21 protein-coding genes are annotated in these 22,934 nt (G+C 76.0%); 7 read left to right on the forward strand and 14 right to left on the reverse strand.

The features are described 5' to 3' along the window. Positions 1-8 precede the first annotated feature (8 nt). Entirely contained in the window at positions 9-992 is a 984-nt protein-coding gene (locus LY71_RS13010; protein WP_106278304.1) for an asparaginase, read from the reverse strand. Between the two features lie 128 nt (positions 993-1,120). On the opposite strand from LY71_RS13010, the gene LY71_RS13015 reads away from it, so the two are divergent. After that, complete coding sequence (locus LY71_RS13015; RefSeq protein WP_106278306.1) at positions 1,121-1,954, forward strand: HpcH/HpaI aldolase/citrate lyase family protein; 834 nt, start codon at positions 1,121-1,123, stop codon at positions 1,952-1,954. Between the two features lie 41 nt (positions 1,955-1,995). Here the strand turns inward: LY71_RS13015 and LY71_RS13020 are convergent, their stop codons facing one another. The 9 genes from LY71_RS13020 to LY71_RS13055 all read right to left on the reverse strand — a co-directional run bounded on the left by LY71_RS13020 (position 1,996) and on the right by LY71_RS13055 (position 11,806). Further along, positions 1,996-2,706: a class I SAM-dependent methyltransferase gene (locus LY71_RS13020; protein ID WP_106278133.1), complete on the reverse strand. Its 711-nt coding sequence runs from the start codon at positions 2,704-2,706 to the stop codon at positions 1,996-1,998. Between the two features lie 70 nt (positions 2,707-2,776). After that, a complete protein-coding gene (locus LY71_RS13025; protein ID WP_106278135.1) occupies positions 2,777-3,712 on the reverse strand; it encodes an alpha/beta hydrolase in 936 nt (311 codons plus the stop codon). A 41-nt stretch (positions 3,713-3,753) separates the two neighbouring features. Beyond that, positions 3,754-5,784 carry an alpha-amylase family protein gene (locus LY71_RS13030; protein ID WP_106278137.1) on the reverse strand — a complete coding sequence of 677 codons (2,031 nt, stop codon included), beginning with the start codon at positions 5,782-5,784 and terminating at the stop codon, positions 3,754-3,756. 56 nt (positions 5,785-5,840) lie between these two features. Then, a complete protein-coding gene (locus LY71_RS13035; RefSeq protein WP_106278139.1) occupies positions 5,841-7,127 on the reverse strand; it encodes a PP2C family protein-serine/threonine phosphatase in 1,287 nt (428 codons plus the stop codon). A 90-nt stretch (positions 7,128-7,217) separates the two neighbouring features. Next, positions 7,218-7,661, reverse strand: a complete 444-nt coding sequence (locus LY71_RS13040) for a DUF5313 family protein (RefSeq protein ID WP_245887868.1) — start codon at positions 7,659-7,661, stop codon at positions 7,218-7,220. 59 nt (positions 7,662-7,720) lie between these two features. Then, positions 7,721-8,215, reverse strand: coding sequence for a MarR family winged helix-turn-helix transcriptional regulator (locus LY71_RS23775; RefSeq protein ID WP_245887869.1), 495 nt, complete (start codon positions 8,213-8,215; stop codon positions 7,721-7,723). Between the two features lie 37 nt (positions 8,216-8,252). Beyond that, on the reverse strand, positions 8,253-9,044 hold the full coding sequence (locus LY71_RS23780; protein WP_211297322.1) for a hypothetical protein: 792 nt from the start codon (positions 9,042-9,044) through the stop codon (positions 8,253-8,255). A gap of 4 nt (positions 9,045-9,048) precedes the next feature. Continuing rightward, entirely contained in the window at positions 9,049-10,926 is a 1,878-nt protein-coding gene (locus LY71_RS13050) for a bifunctional sugar phosphate isomerase/epimerase/4-hydroxyphenylpyruvate dioxygenase family protein (RefSeq protein ID WP_106278147.1), read from the reverse strand. Continuing rightward, positions 10,916-11,806: a shikimate dehydrogenase gene (locus tag LY71_RS13055; protein ID WP_106278150.1), complete on the reverse strand. Its 891-nt coding sequence runs from the start codon at positions 11,804-11,806 to the stop codon at positions 10,916-10,918. The genes LY71_RS13050 and LY71_RS13055 overlap by 11 nt, the downstream gene beginning before the upstream one ends. A gap of 176 nt (positions 11,807-11,982) precedes the next feature. Here LY71_RS13055 and LY71_RS13060 point away from each other — a divergent pair, with 176 nt between their 5' ends. The 3 genes from LY71_RS13060 (at position 11,983) to LY71_RS13070 (ending at position 14,910) form a co-directional block, all read left to right on the forward strand. Further along, a complete protein-coding gene (locus LY71_RS13060; protein ID WP_106278152.1) occupies positions 11,983-12,663 on the forward strand; it encodes a TetR/AcrR family transcriptional regulator in 681 nt (226 codons plus the stop codon). Positions 12,664-13,106: 443 nt separating this feature from the next. Next, positions 13,107-14,462 carry an MFS transporter gene (locus LY71_RS13065; protein WP_106278154.1) on the forward strand — a complete coding sequence of 452 codons (1,356 nt, stop codon included), beginning with the start codon at positions 13,107-13,109 and terminating at the stop codon, positions 14,460-14,462. A gap of 82 nt (positions 14,463-14,544) precedes the next feature. Continuing rightward, positions 14,545-14,910: a thioredoxin family protein gene (locus LY71_RS13070; RefSeq protein ID WP_106278157.1), complete on the forward strand. Its 366-nt coding sequence runs from the start codon at positions 14,545-14,547 to the stop codon at positions 14,908-14,910. 95 nt (positions 14,911-15,005) lie between these two features. On the opposite strand, the gene LY71_RS13075 is transcribed toward LY71_RS13070, so the two are convergent. The 4 genes from LY71_RS13075 to LY71_RS13090 all read right to left on the reverse strand — a co-directional run bounded on the left by LY71_RS13075 (position 15,006) and on the right by LY71_RS13090 (position 19,064). After that, on the reverse strand, positions 15,006-15,653 hold the full coding sequence (locus LY71_RS13075) for a LutC/YkgG family protein (protein WP_106278311.1): 648 nt from the start codon (positions 15,651-15,653) through the stop codon (positions 15,006-15,008). Next, positions 15,650-17,179, reverse strand: coding sequence for a LutB/LldF family L-lactate oxidation iron-sulfur protein (locus LY71_RS13080; RefSeq protein WP_211297323.1), 1,530 nt, complete (start codon positions 17,177-17,179; stop codon positions 15,650-15,652). Before LY71_RS13080 ends, LY71_RS13075 begins: the two co-directional genes overlap by 4 nt. A gap of 73 nt (positions 17,180-17,252) precedes the next feature. Further along, on the reverse strand, positions 17,253-18,026 hold the full coding sequence (locus tag LY71_RS13085; RefSeq protein WP_106278159.1) for a (Fe-S)-binding protein: 774 nt from the start codon (positions 18,024-18,026) through the stop codon (positions 17,253-17,255). Positions 18,027-18,038: 12 nt separating this feature from the next. Continuing rightward, complete coding sequence (locus LY71_RS13090; protein ID WP_245887870.1) at positions 18,039-19,064, reverse strand: LacI family DNA-binding transcriptional regulator; 1,026 nt, start codon at positions 19,062-19,064, stop codon at positions 18,039-18,041. A 211-nt stretch (positions 19,065-19,275) separates the two neighbouring features. On the opposite strand from LY71_RS13090, the gene LY71_RS13095 reads away from it, so the two are divergent. Genes LY71_RS13095 through LY71_RS13105 form a run of 3 tightly spaced genes read left to right on the forward strand, consistent with a single transcriptional unit; the run spans position 19,276 to position 22,899 of the window. Continuing rightward, on the forward strand, positions 19,276-20,814 hold the full coding sequence (locus LY71_RS13095) for a sugar ABC transporter ATP-binding protein (RefSeq protein WP_211297324.1): 1,539 nt from the start codon (positions 19,276-19,278) through the stop codon (positions 20,812-20,814). Further along, positions 20,811-21,890 (forward strand): ABC transporter permease, encoded by a 1,080-nt coding sequence (locus LY71_RS13100; RefSeq protein ID WP_211297325.1) that lies wholly within the window; start codon positions 20,811-20,813, stop codon positions 21,888-21,890. The genes LY71_RS13095 and LY71_RS13100 overlap by 4 nt, the downstream gene beginning before the upstream one ends. Then, the gene (locus LY71_RS13105) at positions 21,880-22,899 is read left to right on the forward strand and encodes an ABC transporter permease (protein WP_211297326.1); all 1,020 of its coding nucleotides are present in this window, start codon (positions 21,880-21,882) and stop codon (positions 22,897-22,899) included. The genes LY71_RS13100 and LY71_RS13105 overlap by 11 nt, the downstream gene beginning before the upstream one ends. Positions 22,900-22,934 lie beyond the last annotated feature (35 nt).

Consider the following 22,934-nt stretch of genomic DNA (forward strand, 5'->3'; position numbering starts at 1 on the left):
GGGGTCGGTCAGCCGGCGGCCTCCCGCCAGCCGGCGCGCACCTCGTCGGGGTCGCGGTGCAGGCCGAGCAGGACCGCCAGCAGCACCCGCGCCTGCGAGGGGCGCAGCAGGCCGGCCGGGAGGGCCCCGGCGGCCAGCAGGTCGGTGCCACCGCCGTCGCCGTACAGCGCGGCCACCGGGCCGGCCGCCACCCGGGTGGAGGTGACGACGACGACCCCGGCGGCGGTGAGCTGGGCGACCGCCCGGCAGATGACCGGGTTGGCGTTGCCCGAGCCGGTCGCCTGCAGGACCAGGCCGCGGGCGCCGGCCGTGGCGAAGGCGTGCAGCGCGGTGGCGTCGGCGTCGGGGTGGCAGGCGACGACGTCGACGCGCACCCCGGCCGGGTCGAAGGCCGCCAGGTCGAACGGCGGGCGGCGCACCGGCCGCCGCTCGACGCGCACCGTCGCGCCGTCCACCCGCCCCAGCGGGCCGGCGTCCGGCGCGGCGAAGGTGTCGGCGGCCAGGGTGTGGCTCTTGCGCGTCCCGCGGGCGGGGAACAGCTGCCCGCCGAAGGCGACGAGGACGCCGAGGTCGCGGGTGGCCGGGGCGGCGGCCACGGTGACCGCGTCGGCGAGGTTGCGGGGGCCGTCGCCGTCGGGCGCGTCGGCGGGGCGCTGGGCGCCGGTGAGCACCACCGGCCGGGGGTCGGCGTGGAAGAGGTCGAGGAGGAAGGCGGTCTCCTCGGTGGTGTCGGTGCCGTGCGTGACGACGACGCCGTCGACGTCCGGGTCGGCGAGCTCGCCGGCCACTGCCCGGGCGACCTCGGTGGCCTGGGCCAGCGTCATGCGGTAGCTGCCGACGCGGAGCACGTCGCGGACCCGCACCTCCGGCAGGGCACCGGGACCCAGCCGGGAGAGGAGGTCGGCCCCGCTGTCCCGCGCGGTGGACACGCCGCGCTCGTCGGTGCGGGTGGCGATCGTGCCGCCGGTCGCGAGCACCGTCACGAGGGACACGGACGCGCCTCCGGTGGTCGCCGGTGTGACACGGGCCACCGTAACGGCCTCCTGCGCCGCCCGCCGGGGGGCGGCGTCGGCACCGGGTCCGCTGTGGCCTGGCGCACACCGCGAGGATGGTGGCCGTGATGGCACGCAGGAGAGTCGGTCCCGAGGACGCCCGTTCGTGGCTGCTGGTCAACGGCGCCCGCCCCGAGCTGTTCGACCCCGCGCACGGGTCGCGCGCCGACCAGGTGGTGCTCGACATCGAGGACGCCGTCGACCCGGCCCGCAAGGACGAGGCGCGCGCCGGGGTGTGCCGGTGGCTGTCCGACGGCGAGCGGTCGGCGTGGGTGCGGATCAACGACCACTCCACCCCGTACTGGGAGGACGACGTCGCCGCGCTGGCCGGCGTCCCCGGGCTGCTCGGCGTGGTGCTGGCCAAGACCGAGGCCGCCGAGCACGTCACCGAGACCTACGACCGCCTCGGCGGCGCCACCCCCGTGCTCGCGCTGGTGGAGTCGGCGCTGGGCATCGAGGAGTCGGTGAGCATCGCCCGCGCCCGCGGCACCTTCCGGCTGGCCTTCGGCAGCGGCGACTACCGCCGCGACACCGGCACCAGCGCCGACGACCTGGCGATGGCCTACCCGCGCTCCCGGCTGGTCGTGGCCAGCCGCATCGGCGAGCTGCCCGGCCCGATCGACGGGCCCACGGTCACCCACAGCCTCCCGGTGCTGCGCGAGCAGAGCGCGGTGACGGTCTCCCTGGGCCTCACCGGCAAGCTCTGCCTCGACCCCGACCAGGCGCCGGTGCTCAACGAGATCATCAGCCCGGCGCCCTCCGACGTCGCCTGGGCGCAGGACTTCCTGGCCGACTTCGACGCCCGCGACCAGGTCATCCGCGACGGCAGCGACCTGCCCCGGCTGGCCCGCGCCCGCAAGATCACCCGGCTGGCCGAGACCTTCGGCGTCCAGCCCGCCTGAGTCCGGCGGTCCGGCGGTCCCGCGGGGCCGCCGGACCGGCCTCAGACCGCGGTGGCGGTGACGAACGTGCAGACGCCGTCGCCGGAGCGGGGACGCCGGGCGCGGATCCCCAGCAGCGCCAGCACCGCCATCTCCAGCCGGAAGGCCAGCCGCATGGCGCCGCGGTAGAAGTGGTCGCCGCCGGTGCTGACCCGCAGGTCGTCGAACCCGGCCTGCCGGACGTGCTCGGTCAGCGCCCAGTCCGGCAGCAGCGTGATGTGGCCCGGTGCGTGGTAGAAGCGCGGCCCGAAGACGTAGGGCGCGCCGCGCAGCAGGGTGAGCAGGCGCGAGTGCGGGTGCGTCACGTTCGGCGTGCTCACCAGCAGCCGGTCACCCGGCCGCAGCAGCGCCCGGATCGACCGCAGCACCTGCCGCGGGTTCTCCACGTGCTCCAGCGTCTCGACGCACACCACCAGGTCGAAGGGACCGCGCGTCTCGTCGGTCCAGTCGGGGTCGTCGAGGTCGAGCCGGGCGATCCAGTCGTGCGGCGGGTCGAGGTCGGTGGGGACGACGTCGAGGCCGGCGTCGCGCAGCCGCAGCGCCAGCGCGCCGCAGCCCGAGCCCACCTCGAGCACCCGCCCGCCGTCGGGGAGCGCGGCCCGCACCAGCTCCAGCGCGTACTCGTGCACGCCGGGCGCGGCGTGGATGCCGTGCCCCTTGTAGCTGGACACGGCGGGGGTCCGGGATCCGCTGGCCTGCTCGACGTCTGCCACGCCCCCACCTTGTCAGTCCCGCCGTCCACCCGCCGACGGCACCCCCGGCGCGCCACGCCGCCGGGTGTGCTCAGGCCAGCGCGGCCGCCTGCTCCGCGCACAGCTCGGCCAGTGCCTGCGGCGCCGAGCGGCACAGCCGCGGGAAGGCGAGGAACCCGTGCGGCATGCCGACGTACTGCGTGAGGCGGACCGGCACGCCGGCCGCGCGCAGCACCTCGGCGTAGCGGTACCCGTCGTCGCGGATCGGGTCGTGCTCGGCGACCTGGACGAGCGCTGGCGGCAGCCCGGTGTGGTCGGCGGCGAACAGCGGCGAGGCGTGCGGCGCCCGCGGGTCCTGCCCACCCAGGTAGTGGTCGCGGAAGGCCAGGCAGTCGGCCGCGGTGAGGATCGGCGCGGAGGCGTTCTCGTCCATCGACGGGCTGCTCATCGTGAGGTCGACCGACGGGTAGACCAGCCCCTGGTGGGTGATCCGCGGGCCGGACCGCTCGCGCGCCATCAGGCTGACGACGGCGGCCAGGTTGCCGCCGGCGCTGTCGCCCATGACCGCCACCCGGCCGGCGTCCGCGCCGAACTCGGCCGCCCGCCCGACGACGTCCACCAGGGCCGCGTAGCAGTCCTCGGCCGCGGCCGGCCAGCGGTGCCCCGGCGCGAGCCGGTAGTCCACCGAGACGACGACGGCGCCGACCGTCGCCGCGACGTTGCTGCACAGCCAGTCGCCGGAGTCCAGGTTCCCCAGCGTCCAGCCGCCGCCGTGGAAGTGGACGACGAGCGGGAGCGTGCCGGCCGCGCCCGCAGGCCGGTAGGTGCGGACGGGCACCGGGTCCGCCTCGCCGCGCGCCGTCCCGTCGGTCAGGCCGACCCCGCGGGCCACGCCGCCCAGCAGGAGGTCGGTCACCGGGTTGTGGCCGATGCGCTGGGTCTGGGCGCGGCGCAGCCGCTCGTCGTCCATCGTCGCGACCGACAGCCGGGACAGGGCCCGGCCGAGCAGCCGCACCCGCAGGTCCATCCGTGCCACGCGTCCTCCTCGGGGTCGTGCAGGGCGTCGGGTCAGGGCTCGGCGAACCAGGCGAAGCCGAGCCCGGGGACGGTCAGCCGGCCGCCGCGCACGCCGAGCCGGCCGTCGCTGCCGTGCACCTGCACGAAGCTGCCGAAGCCGGTGACGGTGTCGGCGTCGACCTCCTGCGGGCGGGGCGAGAAGTTGGCGACGCCGACGAAGGCGCCGCTGCGCGGGTGCCGGCGCCGCCAGGCCAGCACCGCGTCGCTGCCGGCGTCGAGCAGCTCCGGCTCGGTGCCCCCGCGCAGTGCCAGCAGGGAGCGGCGCACCCGCCCGAGCTCCCGGACGGCGGCGAACACGCGGCCCTCCAGGCTGCCCGGGTCGGTGCGCCGGGCCGCGGCGGCCCAGTCCATGGGCGGGCGGTGCATCCAGCGGTTGTCCGGTGCCCGCGCGGGGTCGGCGACGTAGCCGGTGTCGTTGCGCAGGGCCAGCTCGTCGCCCATGTAGAGCAGCGGGATGCCGCCGAAGGCGTACGCGACGGAGTAGAGCAGCAGCAGCCGGCGGGTGCCGGCCTCGAGCGCCGCGGCGTCGTCGCGCTCCAGGGCGTCCTCGATGCCGCACAGCGACGCCGCCGAGCCCGAGACGCGGGCGTCGCCGGTGACCTCGTTCTCCTGGAACAGCGCGCCGCGGGCGAAGGAGCCGGGGAAGCGGCCGGAGTAGAAGTCGTTGAGGAAGCGCCGGTGGGCGAAGGCGTCGAGCCCGACGGCGGCGGCGTCGGCGTCGGTGATGGCCCACCCGATGTCGTCGTGGCCGCGCACGTAGGTGACCCACGACGTCGACGGCGGGATCGGCCGCATCCGGCCCAGCGCCTGGCGGGCCAGCCGCACCTCGCCGGTGGCCAGGCTGCTCCACAGCAGCACCATGAGCTGGTTGTGGTAGGCCAGCTCGCACTCCGGGCGGAACCGCTCGTGCGCGCCGAGGTACTGCACGAGGTCGTCGGGGGCGACGATCGCCTCGGCCTTGAACACGACGCCGGGCGCGGCCAGCCGGGTCACCGCGTGCAGCAGCTGCAGCAGCGTGTGCCCCTCGGGCTGGTTCTGGCAGGTGGTGCCCATCCGCTTCCACATGAACGGGACGGCGTCCATGCGGAAGACGTCGACGCCGCGGTTCGCCAGCCAGGTGATCTCGCCGAGCATCGCCAGCGTGACCTCGGGGTTGGTGTAGTCGAGGTCCCACTGGTAGGGCCAGAACGTCGTCCACACCCAGCCGCCGGCGCCGCCGCGGGCCTCGGGCACCCAGCTGAAGGAGCCGGGGGCGCGGTCGGGGAACACCTCGGGGATGGTCGCGTCGTAGGCGTCGGGCAGCGTCCGGTCGGGGAAGGCGGTGTAGAAGCCCGCGTACGCGGGGTCGCCGGCCAGCCACCCCCGTGCCCACGGGTGCTCGCGGGCGGTGTGGTTGAGCACCAGGTCGATGCACAGCGCCATGTCGCGCTCGTGCAGCGCCCCGGCCACCGCCTCCAGGTCGGCCATCGTGCCCAGTCGCGGGTCGACGGCGCGGTAGTCGGCCACCGCGTAGCCGCCGTCGTTCTCGCCCTCGCGCGGCCGGAGCAGCGGCATCAGGTGCAGGTAGGTGGTGCCCAGCTCGGCGAGGTGGTCGAGCTGCCCGGCCAGCCGGTCGAGGGTGCCGCAGAAGCGGTCGACGTAGCAGACGTAGCCCTGCAGCCGGGTGCGCTGGAACCAGCCGGGGTCGAGCTCCCGGCGGCGGTCGAGGCGGCGCAGCGCCCGCGGCCGGTCCGCCGCCGCGGCCAGGGCGGTGCGCAGGACCCGCGCGAACAGGTCGTCGGCCCGGTCGCCGTAGAGCTCGGCCAGCGGCCCGTGGACGTCGACCAGCGCCAGGTCGACGCGGGTGAGGAAGGCGTCGGCCTCGTCCTCGCCCAGCGCCGCGGTGGCCTCGTCGGACAGCCGCCGCCGCAGTGCCGACCACGCGCGGGTGGCGTCGTCCCGGGGGTCGGTCGCGGTGCCGGTGCCGCCCGCCGTCGTCGCTGTCGTCCTCGCCGCCGTCCCGTCGGTCTCCCCGCCTGCCACGGCTGCACCTTAGGAGGACCGCCGTGCGGCCCGCCCCCCGTGTGCCCGGTGTCGGGTCAGTCCGGCAGCAGGCGGACGGCGAGCACGGCGACGTCGTCGTCGGTGCCGTCGGGGACCACGCGGGTCAGCAGCCGGTCGCACAGCGCGTCGGCCGACAGCCCGCCCAGCCCGTGCAGCGCGTCGACCAGCCGCGCCATCCCGGTGTCGACGTCCTGCCGGCCCACCTCGACCAGCCCGTCGGTGACCAGCAGCACCGCCTCCCCGGGCCGCAGCACCGTCTGCTGGTCGCTGCGGCGCGCGGGCTCCTGGGTGCCCAGCAGCCGCTCGGCGGGGGAGGACAGCACCCGCACGGCGGCGTCCGGGGCGACCAGCAGGGGCGGCAGGTGCCCGGCCGACGACCAGCGCAGCGTGCGGGTGCCGTCGGCCGCGGGCAGCTCGAGGCGGGCGACCAGCGCGGTGGCCAGCGTGCCGGTGTGCAGCCCGGAGAGCACCCGGTCGACGCGGTCGAGGGTACGCGCCGGGCTGTCGGGGGAGTCGTAGGCCAGCGTGCGGACGGCGCTGCGCAGCTGGGCCATCGCGGCGGCCGCCTCGACGCCGTGCCCGGTGACGTCGCCGATGACCAGCAGCGTCGCGCCGTCGGGCTGGGCGACGGCGTCGTACCAGTCCCCGCCGACCAGGGCGTGCGAGCCCGCGGGGCGGTAGCGGACGGCGATCTGCAGGCCCGCGCGCTCCGGCGGCGGGGTGAGCAGGCTGTGCTGCAGGGTCTCGGCCACCCGCAGCTGCCGGCCGTAGCGGCGGGTGTTGTCCAGGGCCAGCGCCCCGCGGCGGGCCGCCTGCGCCGCGAGGTCGACCTCCTCGGGCGTGAGCGGCGGCCGGTCGCCGGTGCACACCAGCGACAGGACGCCGAACGCCGAGCCGCGCGCCTGCAGCGGGACCAGCAGGCCCGACCTCGGGTCCAGCCGCCGCCAGGCGTCGCGCACCGGGCCCTCGGGCAGCGCCTCGGGGCCGAGGTCGAGGTCGACCGGGTCGACCGGCACCGGCTCGCCCGACCGCAGCGCGGCGGTCAGCGCCGCCTGGTCGCGGGGCGCGGCCACCCGCCCGGCGAGGTAGGTGTCGACGTCGGCGAGCCGCCGGGGGTCGCGGTGGGCGCGGGCCGTGCGGCCCGGGGCGCCGTCGCCGGCCAGGACGGTGACCGTGGCCCAGTCGGCCAGCCGCGGCACCACCAGGCGGGCGAGCCGATCGGCGGCCCGGCCGGTGTCGAGCAGCTCGGCCAGCGACTCGGTCACCCCGGCGAGGAAGCGGACGCGCTCGTGCTCGGCCTGCTCGGGGGTCGGTCCGGTCACCTCGGCTCCAGGTCGCGGCCCCGGTCGGACGACCGGCGCTGGGCGGGGAGCCTACGGGAGCGGGGGCCGGGCGCCTGGCTGCCCGCGCCGTCAGCCGGACCGGCGGTCGCGGTAGCGGGCCGCCCGCCGGGCGGCCGCCGCGCGCCGGCGCTCGGTGTCGCGCACCTGCCGCTCGGCCGAGCTGCGGTCCCTCACCGCCTGGGCGGTGCCCGCCCGGTAGCCGGCCTTCTTCACCCGGTTCTCGGTGGCCTCGGGCATGTAGGCGATGGAGAACGCCAGGCCCAGGATCAGCCCGCCCAGTGCGGCCAGCCCGCGGATCCAGAACGGCCCGGGCACCACCAGCAGCACGAGCGCGATCGGGACGGCGAGCTGCACCAGGCTGCGGGCCACGTGACGCAGCACCCACGTGCGCGTCGTCGTGTCGTGCAGCACCCAGGTGCGGTGGCGGGGCGGCAGGCCGGCGCCCATCGCGTAGCCGACCCAGCGCACGACGCCGGGCCGCACGCGCTGGTCGGGGGACTCGGTCTCCGGCACGGGCTGCACCCCTCCTGTCTACACCGGGATACCGGGCACCCCAACCATTGGTGCCCCAATCAAGGTGTCGGCTCCGCCACGGGGACGTCGTCGTCGAGGGCGTGCTGGGCGGCGTCGATGACCCGGGTCAGGGCCGAGTGCAGCTCCTGCAGCTCCTCGACCGGCATGCCGAGGTGCTCGGTGATGCCGGCCGGGATGGCCGCGGCCTCGGCCCGCAGGCCGCGGCCGCGCTCGGTGAGGGTGATCGTCAGGGACCGCTCGTCCCGCGGGTCCCGGTCGCGCCGGACGAGGTCGGCCGCCGCGAGCCGCTTCACCAGCGGGGACAGCGTCCCGGGGTCCAGCTGCAGCAGCCGGCTGAGGTCCTTGATCGACAGCGGGCCGTGCTGCCAGAGCGCCAGCATGACCAGGTACTGCGGGTGCGTGAGCCCCATCGGCTCGAGGAAGCGCCGGTAGACCGCGACGACGTTGCGGGCCGCCACGGACAGCGCGAAGCAGACCTGGCGCTCGAGGGCGAGCGGGTCGGCGCGGAGGAGGTCGGCGTCGGGAGCGGGCACCCCTCGATCGTAGGGACGCGGCCCCACGACGCCCCGGTCAGCGGCCGGCGGCCAGTCGGTGGGCGCGGGCCCGCGGGTGCTCCAGCAGCGCGTCGACCCGCCCGTGCAGCGCGGCCAGCCGGGCGCGCAGGTCGCCGTCCAGGACGCCCGTCGAGTCGTCCCCGCCGAGGGCGACCGGCACGTGCGGCGGCAGCGTCGCCAGCAGCCCGGCGGCGTCCTCGCCGGCGGCGGCCACCTGCCGGGCGCTGAGCCGGACGTAGCCGAGGCGCTCGCCCAGCGCATCGGCCACCGCCTCGACCTCCTCGGCCGTGCCCGAGCCGACCGGCACGTCGAGGACGACGCCGCCCCCGCTGGGCGAGACCACCGCGACCGCGTCCTCGACCAGGTCGGGCCGGTCGGCCGGCACCGGGGCCAGCAGCGGCACCAGCCGGTAGGGCCGGGCCTGCTCGGCCAGCCGGGCGAAGACGTCGGCGCGCCGGCCCGGGTCCGGGGTGGTGAGGCGGGCGGTGACGTACCGGGCGCCGAAGCGGGCACCCAGGTCGAGGACCCGCCCGTGCGCGGCGTGCACGTCGTCGCGCGGGAGGTCGGCGCCCAGCTGCACCCGGCCGACGTCGAGCACGGTGACCCGCGTCTCCAGCAGCAGGGCCACCAGCCGGGCGAGGTTGCGCTCGCCGGCGCCGCCGTGCCACCACGGCTCGACCTCCGCGGTCCCGCCGACGTGCAGCCCGACGGAGTGCCACCCGGTACCGGGCAGCGCCCCGGTCAGCTCGAGGGCGTCGCGCGGGTGGACGAGGGACTGGTGGACCGCCAGGCGGTTCGCGGCGTGCACGCGGTCAGCCTCTCCCGGCCGTGCGGGCCTGGCGACGGCGGCGGTGCGCGGCCATCCGCACCGGCGCGTCGGCGGTCCCGTAGCCGTCGTAGCCGCCGAGGCGCTGCACGACCTCGAGGAACACCCGGTCGCCGAGGACGTCGGTGGCCAGGTGCAGGTAGCCGCCGTGCGCGTCCTCCTCGTACATCAGCCCGTGCTCGCGGACGGCGTCGAGCAGGTCGCCGGGCAGGTCGAGGCGGGCCGCAAGGTCGTCGGCGTAGTTGGCCGGCACCGGGAGCAGCGGCGCCCCGGCCGCCCGCAGCGCGCGGGCGGTGGCCACCAGGTCGTCGGTGGCCAGCGCGACGTACTGCGGCTCGGGCACGCCCGGCGCCCACCCGCCGCGGCGCAGCGCCGACACCGACAGCGCCAGCCGCACCGCCCGGTCGGGCCCGGTGACCGCGCGGGTGCGCACCAGGCCGAAGGGCGCGGCCAGCTCGGTCACCTCCTGCGGCTCGAGGCCCAGCACCGCCCGGTAGAACAGCCCCGCCTCGTCGAACGCGTCGAAGGGCTGGGTGAGCCCGACGTGGTCGATGCCGGTGATCCCGGCACCCGGCCCCGGGCGCTCGCCGGTGGGCAGGAAGTCCGCCGGCCAGCCGTCGGGGCCGGTGCGGGTGAAGAACACCTCGGTGCCGTCGGGCGCGGCGACGGCGGACAGCTCGGCCTCGGCGGCGCCGCGCGTGCGGGGGAGGACCGGCGCGCTCATCGCCTCGGCGCGCGCGGCCGACCGGCGCGGGTCGGCGCTCTCCAGCCCGAGCGCGGCCACCGACGCCGTCCCGGCCGCCGCGGACCGGTCGGCCGAGGCGTTGAGCAGCACCCGGGCGCGGGAGGCGGGGTGGGGCCCCTGCTCCCACAGCTGCACCGGCTTGGACCGGTGCCGGCCGGTGTGCGCGAAGCCCAGTGCGGCCAGCACCCCGCCCACCTGCGGCCCGGAGACGTCGTCGACGGCGAGCTCGGTGAACGACCAGCCGGTCAGCGGAGGCGCGGCCGGTGGCAGCGGCAGGCCCAGCTGCGGGCAGCGCAGCGCCAGCTCCTCCTCGAGCCACTGCAGCGAGCGCACCGCGTCGACCGCCGTCCGGGCCGGGTCGGCCTGCCGGTAGACGTCGTTGAACACCTCCAGCGACAGCGGCCCGGCGTAGCCCGCGGCGAGCACGCACTCGACGAAGCGCGGCAGGTCGAAGGCGCCCTGGCCGGGGAACAGCCGGTGGTGGCGGCTCCACTGCAGCACGTCCATCCGCAGCGCCGGGGCGTCGGCCAGCTGGAGGAAGAACAGCTTCTCGCCGGGGACCTCGGCGAAGCCGGCGGGGTCCCCGCCGCGGGAGAGCACGTGGAAGCTGTCCAGGCACAGCCCGAGGGCGGGGGAGCCGGCCCGGCGGACGGCGTCCCAGGACCGCTCCCAGGTGGACACGTGCCGGCCCCAGGCGAGCGCCTCGTAGGCGATGCGGGCCCCGCGCCCGGCGGCGTGCGCGGCGGCCGCGGCCAGCTGCTCGGCGAGCAGGTCGGCGTCGTCGACGGCGTCGGGCGCGACCGAGGAGCACACCAGCACGGTGTCGACGCCGAGGGCCGCCATCACGTCGAGCTTGCGGTCGAGCCGGCGCAGGTTGCGGGCGGCACGCTCGGGATCGGTGGAGTCGAGGTCGCGGAAGGGCTGGTACAGGTCGATGGACAGGCCCAGGTCGGCGCAGCGCGCGGCCAGCTCGGCCGGCGACCACGGCGCGGCGACCAGGTCGGGCTCGAAGACCTCGACGCCGTCGAACCCGGCGGCCGAGGCGGCGGCGAGCTTGTCCTCGAGCGTCCCGGACAGGCAGACGGTGGCGATCGACCGCCGGGGCCGCTCAGGGGACACGGACGTCGGGTCCCGGGTCGGCGACCAGCTCGGCGAAGTGCGCCAGCACCCGCCCGGCGTCGGGCTCCACGCCGGTGAAGAGGCGGAAGGCGTCGACGGCCTGGAAGACGGCCATGCCGCCGCCGTCGAGCACCCGGCAGCCGCGCGCGCGGGCGGTGCGCACCAGCTCGGTCTCCAGCGGCCGGTAGACGATGTCGGCCACCCACAGGCCGGGCCGCAGCAGCCCGGCGTCCAGCGGCAGGCCCGGGTGCGCGGCCATCCCGGTCGGCGTGGCGTGCACCAGGCCGTCGGCCCCGGCCAGCGCGGCCGCCACGGAGCCCGCGTCCCGGCCGGTGGCGCGCGCCGGGCCGAACCGCTCGCACAGCTCCCCGGCCAGCCGGTCGGCCCGCGCCGCGTCGACGTCCAGGACGGTCAGCCGGCGGGTGCCCAGGGTGAGCAGGGCGTGCGCCACGGCCGCGCCGGCGCCGCCCGCGCCGAGCAGCACGACCTCGTCCAGCCCGGCCTCGGGCAGGCCGCGGTCGAAGGCCCGGGCGAACCCCGACCAGTCGGTGTTGTGCCCGACCGCCCGGCCGTCGCGCAGCACCACGGTGTTCACCGCGCCGAGCGCCTCGGCGTCGGGGGAGAGCTCGTCGAGGTGCGGGATCACCAGCTGCTTGCAGGGGTGGGTGACGTTGAGCCCGTCGAAGCCGGTCAGCCGGGCCGCGGCGAGCACCTCGCCGACCGCCGTCGCCGGGCGGTGCAGCACGTCGAGGTCCAGCCGCCGGTAGAGGTAGCGCAGGCCGAGCTCGTCGGCCTCCCGCTCGTGCATCGGCGGGGTCAGCGACGGCCCGATGCCGCTGCCGACCAGGCCGACCAGGAAACTGCGCGCGCCGGACGTCATGGACCGCCCCCATCTATGTACCAGGTGGTGAGTTGCTCCCAGGGGACCACACGGAGCAGCGGAAGGCCAGCCCTCGCGGTGATCCGTGCCACCGCGGGCCCTCCTGCCCGGGTCGCGGTCGGGCGCGGGCGGTAGACCTAGGCTGCCGGGGTCGGCCGTCGAGCCAGGAGGACGTCGTGACCGCGCAGCACCCCCCGGAGCCGGCCGGCCGCACCGGTGCGCCCGAGCGGACGCGCGACGCCGACCGCACCCGCGCGGAGATCCTCGCCGTGGCCACCGCCGAGTTCGCCGACCGCGGCTACGCCGGCGCCCGGATCAACGAGATCGCCGACAAGCTGAGCACCACCAAGCGGATGATCTACTACTACTTCGGCGGCAAGGAGCAGCTCTACGTCGCCGTCCTGGAGCAGGCCTACAGCCGCATCCGCAGCCTCGAGCAGCAGGTGGATGTCGAGCACCTCGACCCCGTCGAGGCCATCCGCGAGCTGGCCGGCCTGACCTTCGACCACCACGAGGCGCACCCGGAGTTCATCCGGCTGGTCAGCATCGAGAACATCCACCGCGCCGAGCACATCGCCCGGTCCGAGGCGCTGTCCGGTCTGGCCAACCCGGCGCTGGTCGTGCTCGGCCGCATCCTCGAGCGCGGCTGGGACGCCGGGGTGTTCCGCGACGACGTCGACGCGCTCGACGTGCACCAGGTGATCAGCGCCTTCTGCGTCTTCCGGACGGCGAACCGGCACACCTTCGGCGCCATCTTCGGCCGCGACATGCTCGATCCGGCCCGCCGCGACCACCAGCGCCGGCTGCTGGCCGACCTCGTCGTCGCCCACCTGACCGCCTCCCCGTCCCCGCGGTGACCGGGCCGACCCGGCCGGCCGTCGGGTCGGCGGCTGGACGAGCGGGGCGCTGACGCGCCGTCCGGCCGGCCCGCCGGTGACGACGCCGGTGGTGTCGACCCGGCCGGTCTCCGTGCCGTCGGCCCGGAGGCGGGCGAGGGCGGCCAGGTGGCCGGCGTGCCAGGCGAGGACCTCGTCGTCGTCCGTCCCCCGCACCGGGTCCCCGGCCGCGCCGAGCGGGACGGGGTCGTCCGCGCCGGTGGGTTGACACGGTGACTCCGATCACCTCACCATCTGGTACGTAACCAACTGGTACATAAGCGCCCGACGCAGACCCACCCGTGACCCGGGTCGGACGGGCAGCCGGGCGAGCACGGTCCGGGCACCCCGGGCGCTGATCCGCACCCCACGCCGCCGATCGCCGGCACGACTCCGCTCCCCGCCGGCCCACCAGGAGACCGACCATGAGCCCGACTCCCGCACCGGGTGCCACCACCCACGAGCAGCTGCCACGCAAGGCCGCCCTGGCCAGCTTCGTGGGCAGCATGCTCGAGTACTACGACTTCTTCATCTACGGCGCCGCAGCCGGGCTGGTCTTCCCGCAGGTCTTCTTCCCCGAGTCCGACCCGTCGACGGCGACCCTGCTGTCGCTGGCCACCTTCGGCGTCGCCTACGTCGCCCGGCCGCTGGGCGCGGTGGTCATCGGCCACTTCGGCGACCGCGTCGGCCGCAAGCGGATGCTCGTGCTCACCCTCCTGCTGATGGGCGTCTCGACGTTTCTCATCGGCGCGCTGCCCTCGTACGCCGCCATCGGGGTGGCCGCCCCGGCGCTACTCGTCCTCCTGCGCGTCCTGCAGGGGCTCTCGGCCGCGGGCGAGCAGAGCGGGGCCAACTCGCTCACGCTCGAGCACGCCCCCGAGGGACGCCGCGGCTTCTTCACCAGCTTCACGCTGTCGGGCACCCAGGCCGGCCTGATCCTGGCCAACGTCGTCTTCCTGCTGGTGGCGCTGCTGCCGGAGGACCAGCTGCTGAGCTGGGGCTGGCGGGTCCCGTTCTTCCTGTCCGCGGTCGTCGTCGCGGTCGGCTACTGGGTGCGCCGCTCGCTGCCCGAGACCGCGGAGTTCGAGCGGGTCGAGCAGGAGCACACCGTCGCCAAGCTGCCGGTCGCCGTCCTGTTCCGCGACCACTGGGCAGCGGTGCTCCGCGTCGTCTTCTGCGCGCTGGTGTCGGTGGTCAGCACCATCGTCAGCACCTGGGCGCTCGCGCACGGCACCAACATCGTCGGCATGGAGCGCTCCACGCTGCTGTGGATGGTCATCCTGGCCAACGTCGTCGCCCTGGGTGTGCTGCCGCTGTGGGCCCGGCTGTCGGACCGGATCGGCCGCCGTCCGGTCTTCGCCCTCGGCGCGCTCGGGTCGGCCGCGCTGGCCTTCCCGTTCCTCTGGGCGCTGCAGCAGGGCAACGGCCCGCTGGTCGTCGTCCTCGGCATCGCGCTGTTCGGCGTCGTGTACTCCGCGGCGAACGGCATCTGGCCGTCCTTCTACGGCGAGATGTTCTCCACCCAGGTGCGCTACTCGGGCATGGCGATCGGCACGCAGATCGGCTTCGCGCTCGGCGGCTTCTCGCCGGTCATCGCCACCGCCATCGCGGGCGAGGGCTCCGGCGGCTGGGTGCCGGTCGCGCTGCTGACCGCCGGTGCGGCCGCCGTCGCGGGGCTGTGCGCGCTCACCGCCCGCGAGACCGCGCACGTGCCGCTCGAGCAGCTCGGCGACGTGCACGCCCGCGCCGGGGTGCGCGAGAAGAGCCTCACGCGCGCCTGAGCTGCGCACCGTCGCGGAGCGGGCCCCGGCCGGGAGCGGCCGGGGCCCGCTGTGCGTGCGGGTCGTGGAGCACACTGGTCGGGTGACCGTCGTCCTGACCGGGGCCGACTACGCGGCCGCGGTGTCCGCACCGGGGATCGTGCTGGTCGACTTCCGCGCGGCCGGGTCGGGGTCGAGCCGGGCGTTCTCCCGCGAGTTCGACGCCGCGGCGGAGCGGCACCCGGGCCTGGTCTTCGGCTCGGTCGACACCGAGGCCGAGGCCGCCCTGGCCGCCCGCGTGGGCGTGCGCTCGGCGCCCACGCTCCTGGTGTTCCGCGACGGCGTGCCGGTGTACGCCGAGCCCGGCTACCTGCCCGGCGACTCCCTCGACCTGCTCGTCGCCACCGTCCGCGAGCTGGACATGCCCGCGGTGCGCGCGCTGTTCCCCGAGCCCGTCGACCCGCGCTGAGCCGGCACCGTCCTGCCTCACCGCAGCCCGTCCGACCCGACCGCGGAGCGTCCTCCCCGACCGTGCACCGTCGGGGAGAACGCGCCACGATCAGGTCACCTGATCGTGGCGGCGGCTCCCGAGACCAGGACGACGACCAGCGTGCGGGGGCCGTGCACGCCCTCCACCCGCTGCAGCTCGATGTCGCTGGTGGCCGACGGCCCGCTGATCATCGTCAGCGGGCGCAGCGGGTCCAGCCGGCCCAGGCTCTCGGGCACGTTCCCGACCACCTGGTCGGCGGTCACCACGCAGACCAGGCAGTCGGGCAGCAGCGACAGCGCCCGCCGGCCGCACGGCGGCGTCCCGTCGAGCACCAGCGTGCCGGTCTCGGCGATCGCCACGGCGACGGCGGTGACCGAGGCGGCCCGCTCGGCGAGCTGCACCGGCGGCCGGTCGTCGTCGGTGTCCAGACCCTCGGGGCGCCAGGCGGCGGGCAGACCCGGCGCGGCCACCACCGACCCCGGCGCCCAGCCGGTGCCCAGCCCGGAGTCCAGCGCGGCTGTCACGGTGGCCGCGACGTCGTCGGGACCGCAGCGCAGCACCGAGGCCTTGTAGTCCTCGAGCCGGTCGACGAGGACGTCGAGCAGCTCGGCTGCCGGGCGGTCGTCGGTGGTGCGGTAGTCGCGCACCACCTCCGGCACCGGCGCCCGCGTCTCGCCCAGCGCGGTGCGGATGCGGCCGAGCACCTCCTCGCGGGCGCTCACGACCGGCCCCCGTGCTCGCGCGCCCACTGGGCGGTGAAGCTCTCCGCGGGCGGGGTGGGCAGGTCGCGGCTGCGGGTCCACGCCGAGGCGGGGAAGGGCAGCGCGGCCGGCATGGTGGGCCGCCCCCGGGCGAGGAGCCGGCCCAGGCCGGCCGCCCGCTGCGCCAGCCGCCACAGCCGCGGGCTGCTCATCGCCCGCGCCAGCGCCTTGAACGCCACCGACTCCGCGGTCGGCTTCTCCTGCGCCTCGACGTGCTCGGCGCGCAGGTGCACGAGGATCGACGGGATGTCGATGGCCACCGGGCAGACGTCGTAGCAGGCGCCGCACAGCGAGGAGGCATAGGGCAGCGAGGCGTTGTCCTCGACGCCGGTCAGCTGCGGCGAGAGCACCGCGCCGATCGGCCCCGGGTACACCGAGCCGTACGCGTGCCCGCCGGTGCGCTCGTAGACCGGGCACACGTTGAGGCAGGCCGAGCAGCGGATGCAGTGCAGCGCCTGGCGGCCCACCTCGTCGGCCAGGACCGCCGTCCGGCCGTTGTCGACGAGCACCAGGTGGAAGTCCTGCGGCCCGTCGCCGGGCGTCACGCCGGCCCACATCGAGGTGTAGGGGTTCATCCGCTCTCCGGTGGAGGAGCGGGGCAGCAGCTGGAGGAACACCTCCAGGTCGGGCCAGGTCGGCACCAGCTTCTCGATGCCCATGACGGTGATCAGCGTCTCGGGCAGGGTCAGGCACATCCGGCCGTTGCCCTCGCTCTCGACGACGGCGAGCGTGCCGGTCTCGGCGACGGCGAAGTTCGCCCCGCTGATCGCCACCCGGGCCCGGAGGAACCGCTCCCGCAGGTGCGACCGGGCGGCCATCGCCAGCCGGCGCGGCTCGTCGGTGAGGTCGGCGTCGACCCGGGGCATGGTGCGCAGGAAGATCTCGCGGATCTCGGCGCGGTTCTTGTGGATCGCCGGCACCAGGATGTGGCTGGGCTTGTCGTCCCCGAGCTGCACGATCAGCTCGGCGAGGTCGGTCTCGTGCGCGGCGATGCCCGCGGCCTCGAGCGCCTCGTTCAGGCCGATCTCCTGGGTGGCCATCGACTTGACCTTGACCACCTCGTCGGTGCCGGTGGCCCGGACCAGGTCGGTGACGATGCGGTTGGCCTCGGCGGCGTCGCGCGCCCAGTGCACCGTGCCGCCGCGGGCGGTCACCTGCCGCTCGAGCTCCTCGAGGTGCTCGTCGAGGCGGGCCATCGTCGCGGCCTTGAGCGCGCTGCCCGCCGCCCGCAGCTGCTGCCAGTCGGGCAGCTCGGCGACCACCCGGGCGCGCTTGCCGCGGATCGTCTGCGTCGCGTGGCCGAGGTTGGCGCGCAGCTGGCCGTCGCGCAGCGCGTCGCGGGCGGCGTCGGGGAAGGACCGGTCGCCGCGCAGGTGGCCGACGCCGCGGGGCGCGGTCGGCAGGCCGAGGAACGTCGTCCCCGACCTCGGGGCGCCCGGGGCGAGCGGGGTCTGGTCGGTGCGCAGGTCCTGCGGGGTCGTCGTCACGCGGCGCTCCTCTCGTGCATCTCCGCGGAAGTGCCCGGTGCACCTCCGCGGAGATGCACCGGGACGGTGGCGGTCACGCGGTCACCGCCGGGCGGGTGGTCTGGTCGGGGCTCACGGCGTCCTCCGTCGAGGCCAGGATCTCGGCCAGGTGCACCGTCCGGGTGCCCGAGCGCAGCCGGGACAGCCCGCCGCCGATGTGCATCAGGCAGGAGGAGTCGCCGGCGGTGCAGACCTCGGCGTGGGTGGACAGCACGTTGGCCATCTTGTCGGTGAGCATCGCCGTCGAGGTGTCGCTGTTCTTCACCGAGAAGGTGCCGCCGAACCCGCAGCAGGACTCCGCGCCCGGCAGCTCCACCAGCTCCAGCCCGCGCACCGCGCGCAGCAGCTGCAGCGGCCGGTCGCCGACCTTGAGCAGCCGCAGCGAGTGGCAGGTCGGGTGGTAGGTGACCCGGTGCGCGTAGTAGGCGCCGACGTCGGTGACGCCGAGGACGTCGACGAGGAACTGCGACAGCTCGTAGGTGCGCGCGGCCAGCGCCTCGGCCTCGTCGGCCAGCCCGTGCTCACCCGCCCGGCGGGCCACCATCGCCTGCTGGTGGTGGATCGAGGCCACGCACGACCCCGACGGCGCGACCACGGCCTCGGCGCCGGCGAAGGCGCGCACGTGGTTGGCCACGATCGGCACCGCCTCGCGCCGGTAGCCGGTGTTGACGTGCATCTGCCCGCAGCAGGCCTGCCCGGCCGGCACGACCACCTCGTGGCCCAGCCGCTCGAGCAGCACCGCCGTCGCCCGGGCGACCTGCGGCACCACCGTGTCCACCAGGCAGGTGGCGAAGAGCGCGACCCTCATGGAACCCCCTCCTCAGCGTCCGCCGGTGCGGCGGACGCGGCTCGACTCACGGACGACGAGCACCGGCTCGAAGACCTCCTGGACGTGCACGTGCCCCTCGCCGCGGGCCTCGTCGAGGAGCAGTCGCGCCGCGCGGGACCCGAGCTCCTGGCGCGGCTTGCGCACCGAGGTGAGCGGGACCGCGGCGGCCGCGGCGAAGTCGATGTCGTCGTAGCCGACGATGGCGAACTCGTCGGGGACCCGCACCCCCTGCCGCACCATCTCCTGCAGCACGCCCAGGGCCATGAGGTCGTTGGCGCAGACGGCGGCGGTGGGCCGGCGGGACGCGGGCATGCCCACGATGCGGGCGGCGGCCTCCCGCCCGCCCGCGACGGTGAGCACCTCGGGGGAGAGGGTGAGCAGCTCGTCGACGGCGCCGGTGGCCTCGCGCACCGCCGCCTCGACGCCGTCGTGCCGCTCCTGCACCTGCGGCAGGCCCGAGGCGCCGCCGATGAAGGCGATCCGCCGGTGCCCCCGCTCCAGCAGGTGCTCGGCCGCCAGCCGCCCGCCGAGCACGTCGTCGACGGCGACCGAGCACTGGTCGGGCCCGCTCGCGCGCCGGTCGAGCAGCACCACCGGGATGCCGCGCCGGCGCAGCGACTGCAGGTGCGGGGTGAGCTCGGCGGTGGGCGTGATCAGGACCCCCTGCACCCGCTGCTCGGCCAGCACGTCGAGGTGCGCGGACTCCTTCTCCGGCCGGTCGTCGGAGTTGCACAGGATCAACGCGAGCCCGGCGGGGTTGACGACGTCCTCCACGCCCCGGGCGACGTCGGTGAAGAACGGGTTGGCGATGTCGAGGACGACCAGGCCCACCGTGCGGCTGGAGCCGGCGCGCAGCTGGCGGGCCGACTCGTTGCGCACGAACCCCAGGGCGGCGATCGCGCCGAGCACCCGCTCGCGGGTGGCGGCGCTGACCACCTCGGGCCGGTTGAGCACGTTGCTGACCGTGCCGACCGAGACGCCGGCGGACTCGGCGACGTCGCGGATGCTCGCGGGCACGGCGCCTCCTCGCGCAGGCCGGGGGAGGCGCCCGGGACGGACGCCGTGCGGCGATGGTGAGCGTACGACCTGAAACGTGTCAACCGCCGGGGCAGGGCTCCGCGATGCGGACGGCGGCGTCCCGGTCGTGGCCGTTGACATGGTTCCGGCAGCGCCCCTATGGTCTGCGCCACAAGCCGTGTGAATCGTTTCAGCATGGGAGGTGGTCGCCGTGGACCACGCGTCGTCGTCGGCGCCCGGCCGGGTCGTGCTGGCCCTGGAGGACGTCGGCAAGAGCTTCGGCGCGGTCGCTGCCCTGCGTGGCGCGCAGCTGGAGCTGCACGCGGGGGAGGCCCACGCGCTGGTGGGCGAGAACGGCGCCGGCAAGTCGACCCTGGTGAAGATCCTGGCCGGGGTCCACGGCCCCGACACCGGGCGGGTGCTGCTCGACGGGCAGCCGGTGACCCTCACCGACCCGGCCGCCGCCCGGGCCGCCGGTATCGCGGTCATCTACCAGGAGCCCACGCTGTTCCCCGACCTCTCGGTCGCGGAGAACATCTTCATGGGCCGCCAGCCGCTGCTCCCCGGACGCCGGATCGACCGGCGGACGCTGGGCCGCCGCTGTCGCGAGCTGTTCGACCGCCTCGGCGTCGCGCTCGACCCCGACCGCCCGGCGCGCGGCCTGTCCATCGCCGACCAGCAGATGGTCGAGATCGCCAAGGCGCTGTCCTTCGACGCGCGGGTCCTGGTCATGGACGAGCCGACCGCGGCCCTGTCGGGCGTGGAGGTGGAGCGGCTGTTCGCCGTCGCCCGCTCGCTGCGCGACTCCGGTGCGGCGGTGCTGTTCATCTCCCACCGCTTCGACGAGGTGTTCGACCTCTGCGACCGGATCACCGTCATGCGCGACGGCCAGTGGGTCTCCACCGACCTCGCCCGCGACCTGACCGTCGACCAGGTGGTCCGCCGGATGGTCGGCCGCGAGGTCTCCTCGCTGTTCCCGAAGATCGACGTCGAGCCCGGCGAGGTCGTGCTCGAGGTGCGCGGCCTGACCCGCCGGGGCGTCTTCGCCGACGTCTCCTTCGACGTGCGGGCCGGCGAGATCGTCGCCCTCGCCGGCCTGGTCGGCGCCGGCCGCAGCGAGATCGTCCGCGCGGTGTTCGGCGTCGACCCCTACGACGCGGGCTCCGTCCGGGTGGGCGGCGAGGAGCTCCGCAGGGGCGACCCGGCCGCGGCCATGGCCGCCGGCATCGCGCTGGTCCCCGAGGACCGCCGACAGCAGGGCCTGGTCATGGAGCTCTCGGTGGAGCGCAACGCCACCCTCACCCGGCGCTGGGAGCTGGCGAGGGGGGGCCTGCTCAGCTCCCGCGCCGAGCGGGCCCAGGCCGCCGAGTGGTCGCGGAAGCTGCAGGTCAAGGCCGGGAAGCTCTCCGACCCGGTGTCCACCCTGTCGGGCGGCAACCAGCAGAAGGTCGTCCTGGCCAAGTGGCTGTCGACCGAGCCGCGGGTGCTGATCGTCGACGAGCCCACCCGCGGCATCGACGTCGGCACCAAGTCCGAGGTGCACCGGCTGCTGTCGGAGCTGGCGGCCGGGGGCCTGGCCGTCGTCATGGTGTCCAGCGAACTGCCGGAGGTGCTCGGCATGGCCGACCGCGTCCTCGTCGTCTCCGAGGGCCGCCTCGTCGACGACATCCCGCGCGCCCGCGCCGACGAGGACAGCGTGATGCTGGCCGCGACCGGCCAGGGCGGCACGCGCGCCGGGGCGGCCCGGTGAGCGCCCCGGTGACCGGGACGCCCGCCGCGCTGCCCGAGGAGCTGGCCGCCCCCGAGCGCACCGGCCACCGCGGCTCGGCCCTCGTGCACCGGCTGTTCGTCGTGCGCGAGCTGGGCATCCTCGCCGCGCTGGTGCTGCTGGTGGTCGTCACGGTGGTCGCCAACCCGCGGTTCCTGTCGGGCCAGAACGTCCGCGACCTGCTGCTGTCGGCCGCCATCCTCACCGTGCTCGCCGCGGGTCAGACGATGGTGATCGTCACCCGCAACGTCGACCTCTCCGTCGGCTCGGTGCTGGGCCTGTCGGCCTACGCCACCGGCACGCTGCTGGTCGTCGCGCCGGGCACGCCGGTGGTCGTCGCCGTGCTCGCCGGCACGGCGGTCGGCGCGGTGTGCGGCCTGCTCAACGGCCTCGTCGTGGCCGCCGCCGGGGTGCCCTCGCTGGTGGTCACCCTCGGCACGCTCTACGCCTTCCGCGGGCTGGACTCGCTGTGGGCCAGCAGCGCCGACCGGCTGCAGATCAACGCCGCCGACCTGCCCAGCGGCTTCAAGGCCCTGGGCGGCGCCCGGCTGCTCGGCGTCCCGGTGCTCTTCCTCGTCGCCGTCGCCGTCGTGCTGCTGGTCGGCTGGTACCTGCGCACCTTCCGCAGCGGCCGCGAGCTCTACGGCATCGGCTCCGCACCCGAGGCCGCCCGGCTCTCGGGCATCCCGGTCGGCCGCCGGGTGCTCACCGCGTTCGTCGTCAACGGCGCGCTGGCGGGCCTGGCCGGCGTCCTCTACGCCGCCCGCTTCCAGACGCTGGACACCACCGCCGGCACCGGCCAGGAGCTCTTCGTCGTGGCCGCCGCGGTCGTCGGCGGGGTGGCCATCTTCGGCGGCAGCGGCTCGGTCTACGGCGCCGCGCTCGGCGCGCTGCTGCTCACCACGATCGGCACCGCGCTGCCGCAGCTGGGGCTCGACCCGTTCTGGCGCGACGCCGCCGTCGGCGCGCTGATCCTCGCCGCCATCGCCCTCGACCGGGCGCTGCAGCTGCGCCTGGCCGCCCGTCTCCGGGGGAGGAACGCCCGCCGTGACCGTTGACACCGCTCCCGCCCCGGCCGCTCCGGCGCCCGCCGCGCCCGCACGCCGCGGGCGGACCCTGCCCGCCGGCAGCGTCATCACCACCTTCCTCGTGCTGTTCCTCGTCGTCGCCGCGTTCTCGGTCGAGGGCTTCGCCAGCACCCGCAACGCCGGCTTCCTGCTGCTCGACGTCGTGGTCATCGCGCTCATCGCGCTGCCGCTGACGCTCATCGTGGTGACCGGCGAGATCGACCTGTCGGTGGCCAGCACCGTGGGCCTGTGCAGCGCGGTCATGGGCCGGCTGTGGGTGGCCGGGCTGCCGCTGGAGGCGATCGTCCCGCTGGTGCTCGTGCTCGGCGGCGTGCTCGGCGCGGTCAACGGGTTCCTCGTGACCCGGCTGGGGCTGCCCTCGCTGGCGGTCACCATCGGCACGCTGGCGCTCTACCGCGGCCTGGCCTTCGTCGTCCTGGGCGACCAGGCGGTGGCCGACTTCCCCCGCGCCTGGACGACGTGGGCGATCAGCTCGATCGGCTCGACCGGCATCCCCACCGTCGTCGTCCCGCTGCTGGTGCTCGTCGTGCTCACCGGCGTCGTCCTGCACGCCACCCCGATCGGCCGCTCGCTCTACGCGATGGGCAACAGCGAGGACGCCGCCCGGTTCAGCGGCATCGACGTCGCCCGCACGAAGCTCTGGCTGTTCGTCGTCACCGGCGTCGTCAGCGCCCTGGGCGGCGTCTACTGGACGCTGCGCTACGGCAGCGCCCGCGCCGACAACGCCACCGGCCTGGAGCTGCAGGTCATCGCGGCGATCCTGCTCGGCGGGGTGTCCATCTTCGGCGGCAGCGGCGGGCTGCTCGGCGTCATCGCCGGCGCGCTGCTGCTCGGCTCGGTGCGCAACGCCCTGCAGCTGGTCAACGTGCCCTCCGACGTCCTCAACATCGTCACCGGCGTGCTGCTGATCACCGCCGTCGTCGCGCCGCAGGTCGCCGCCCGCGTCAAGGGACGACGCCGGCGCCGACCGGCCTCCTGACCGCACCACCGCACCACCCCCCCATCCACCCGAAG

Source organism: Geodermatophilus tzadiensis (assembly GCF_003002915.1).
GTDB lineage: Bacteria > Actinomycetota > Actinomycetes > Mycobacteriales > Geodermatophilaceae > Geodermatophilus > Geodermatophilus tzadiensis.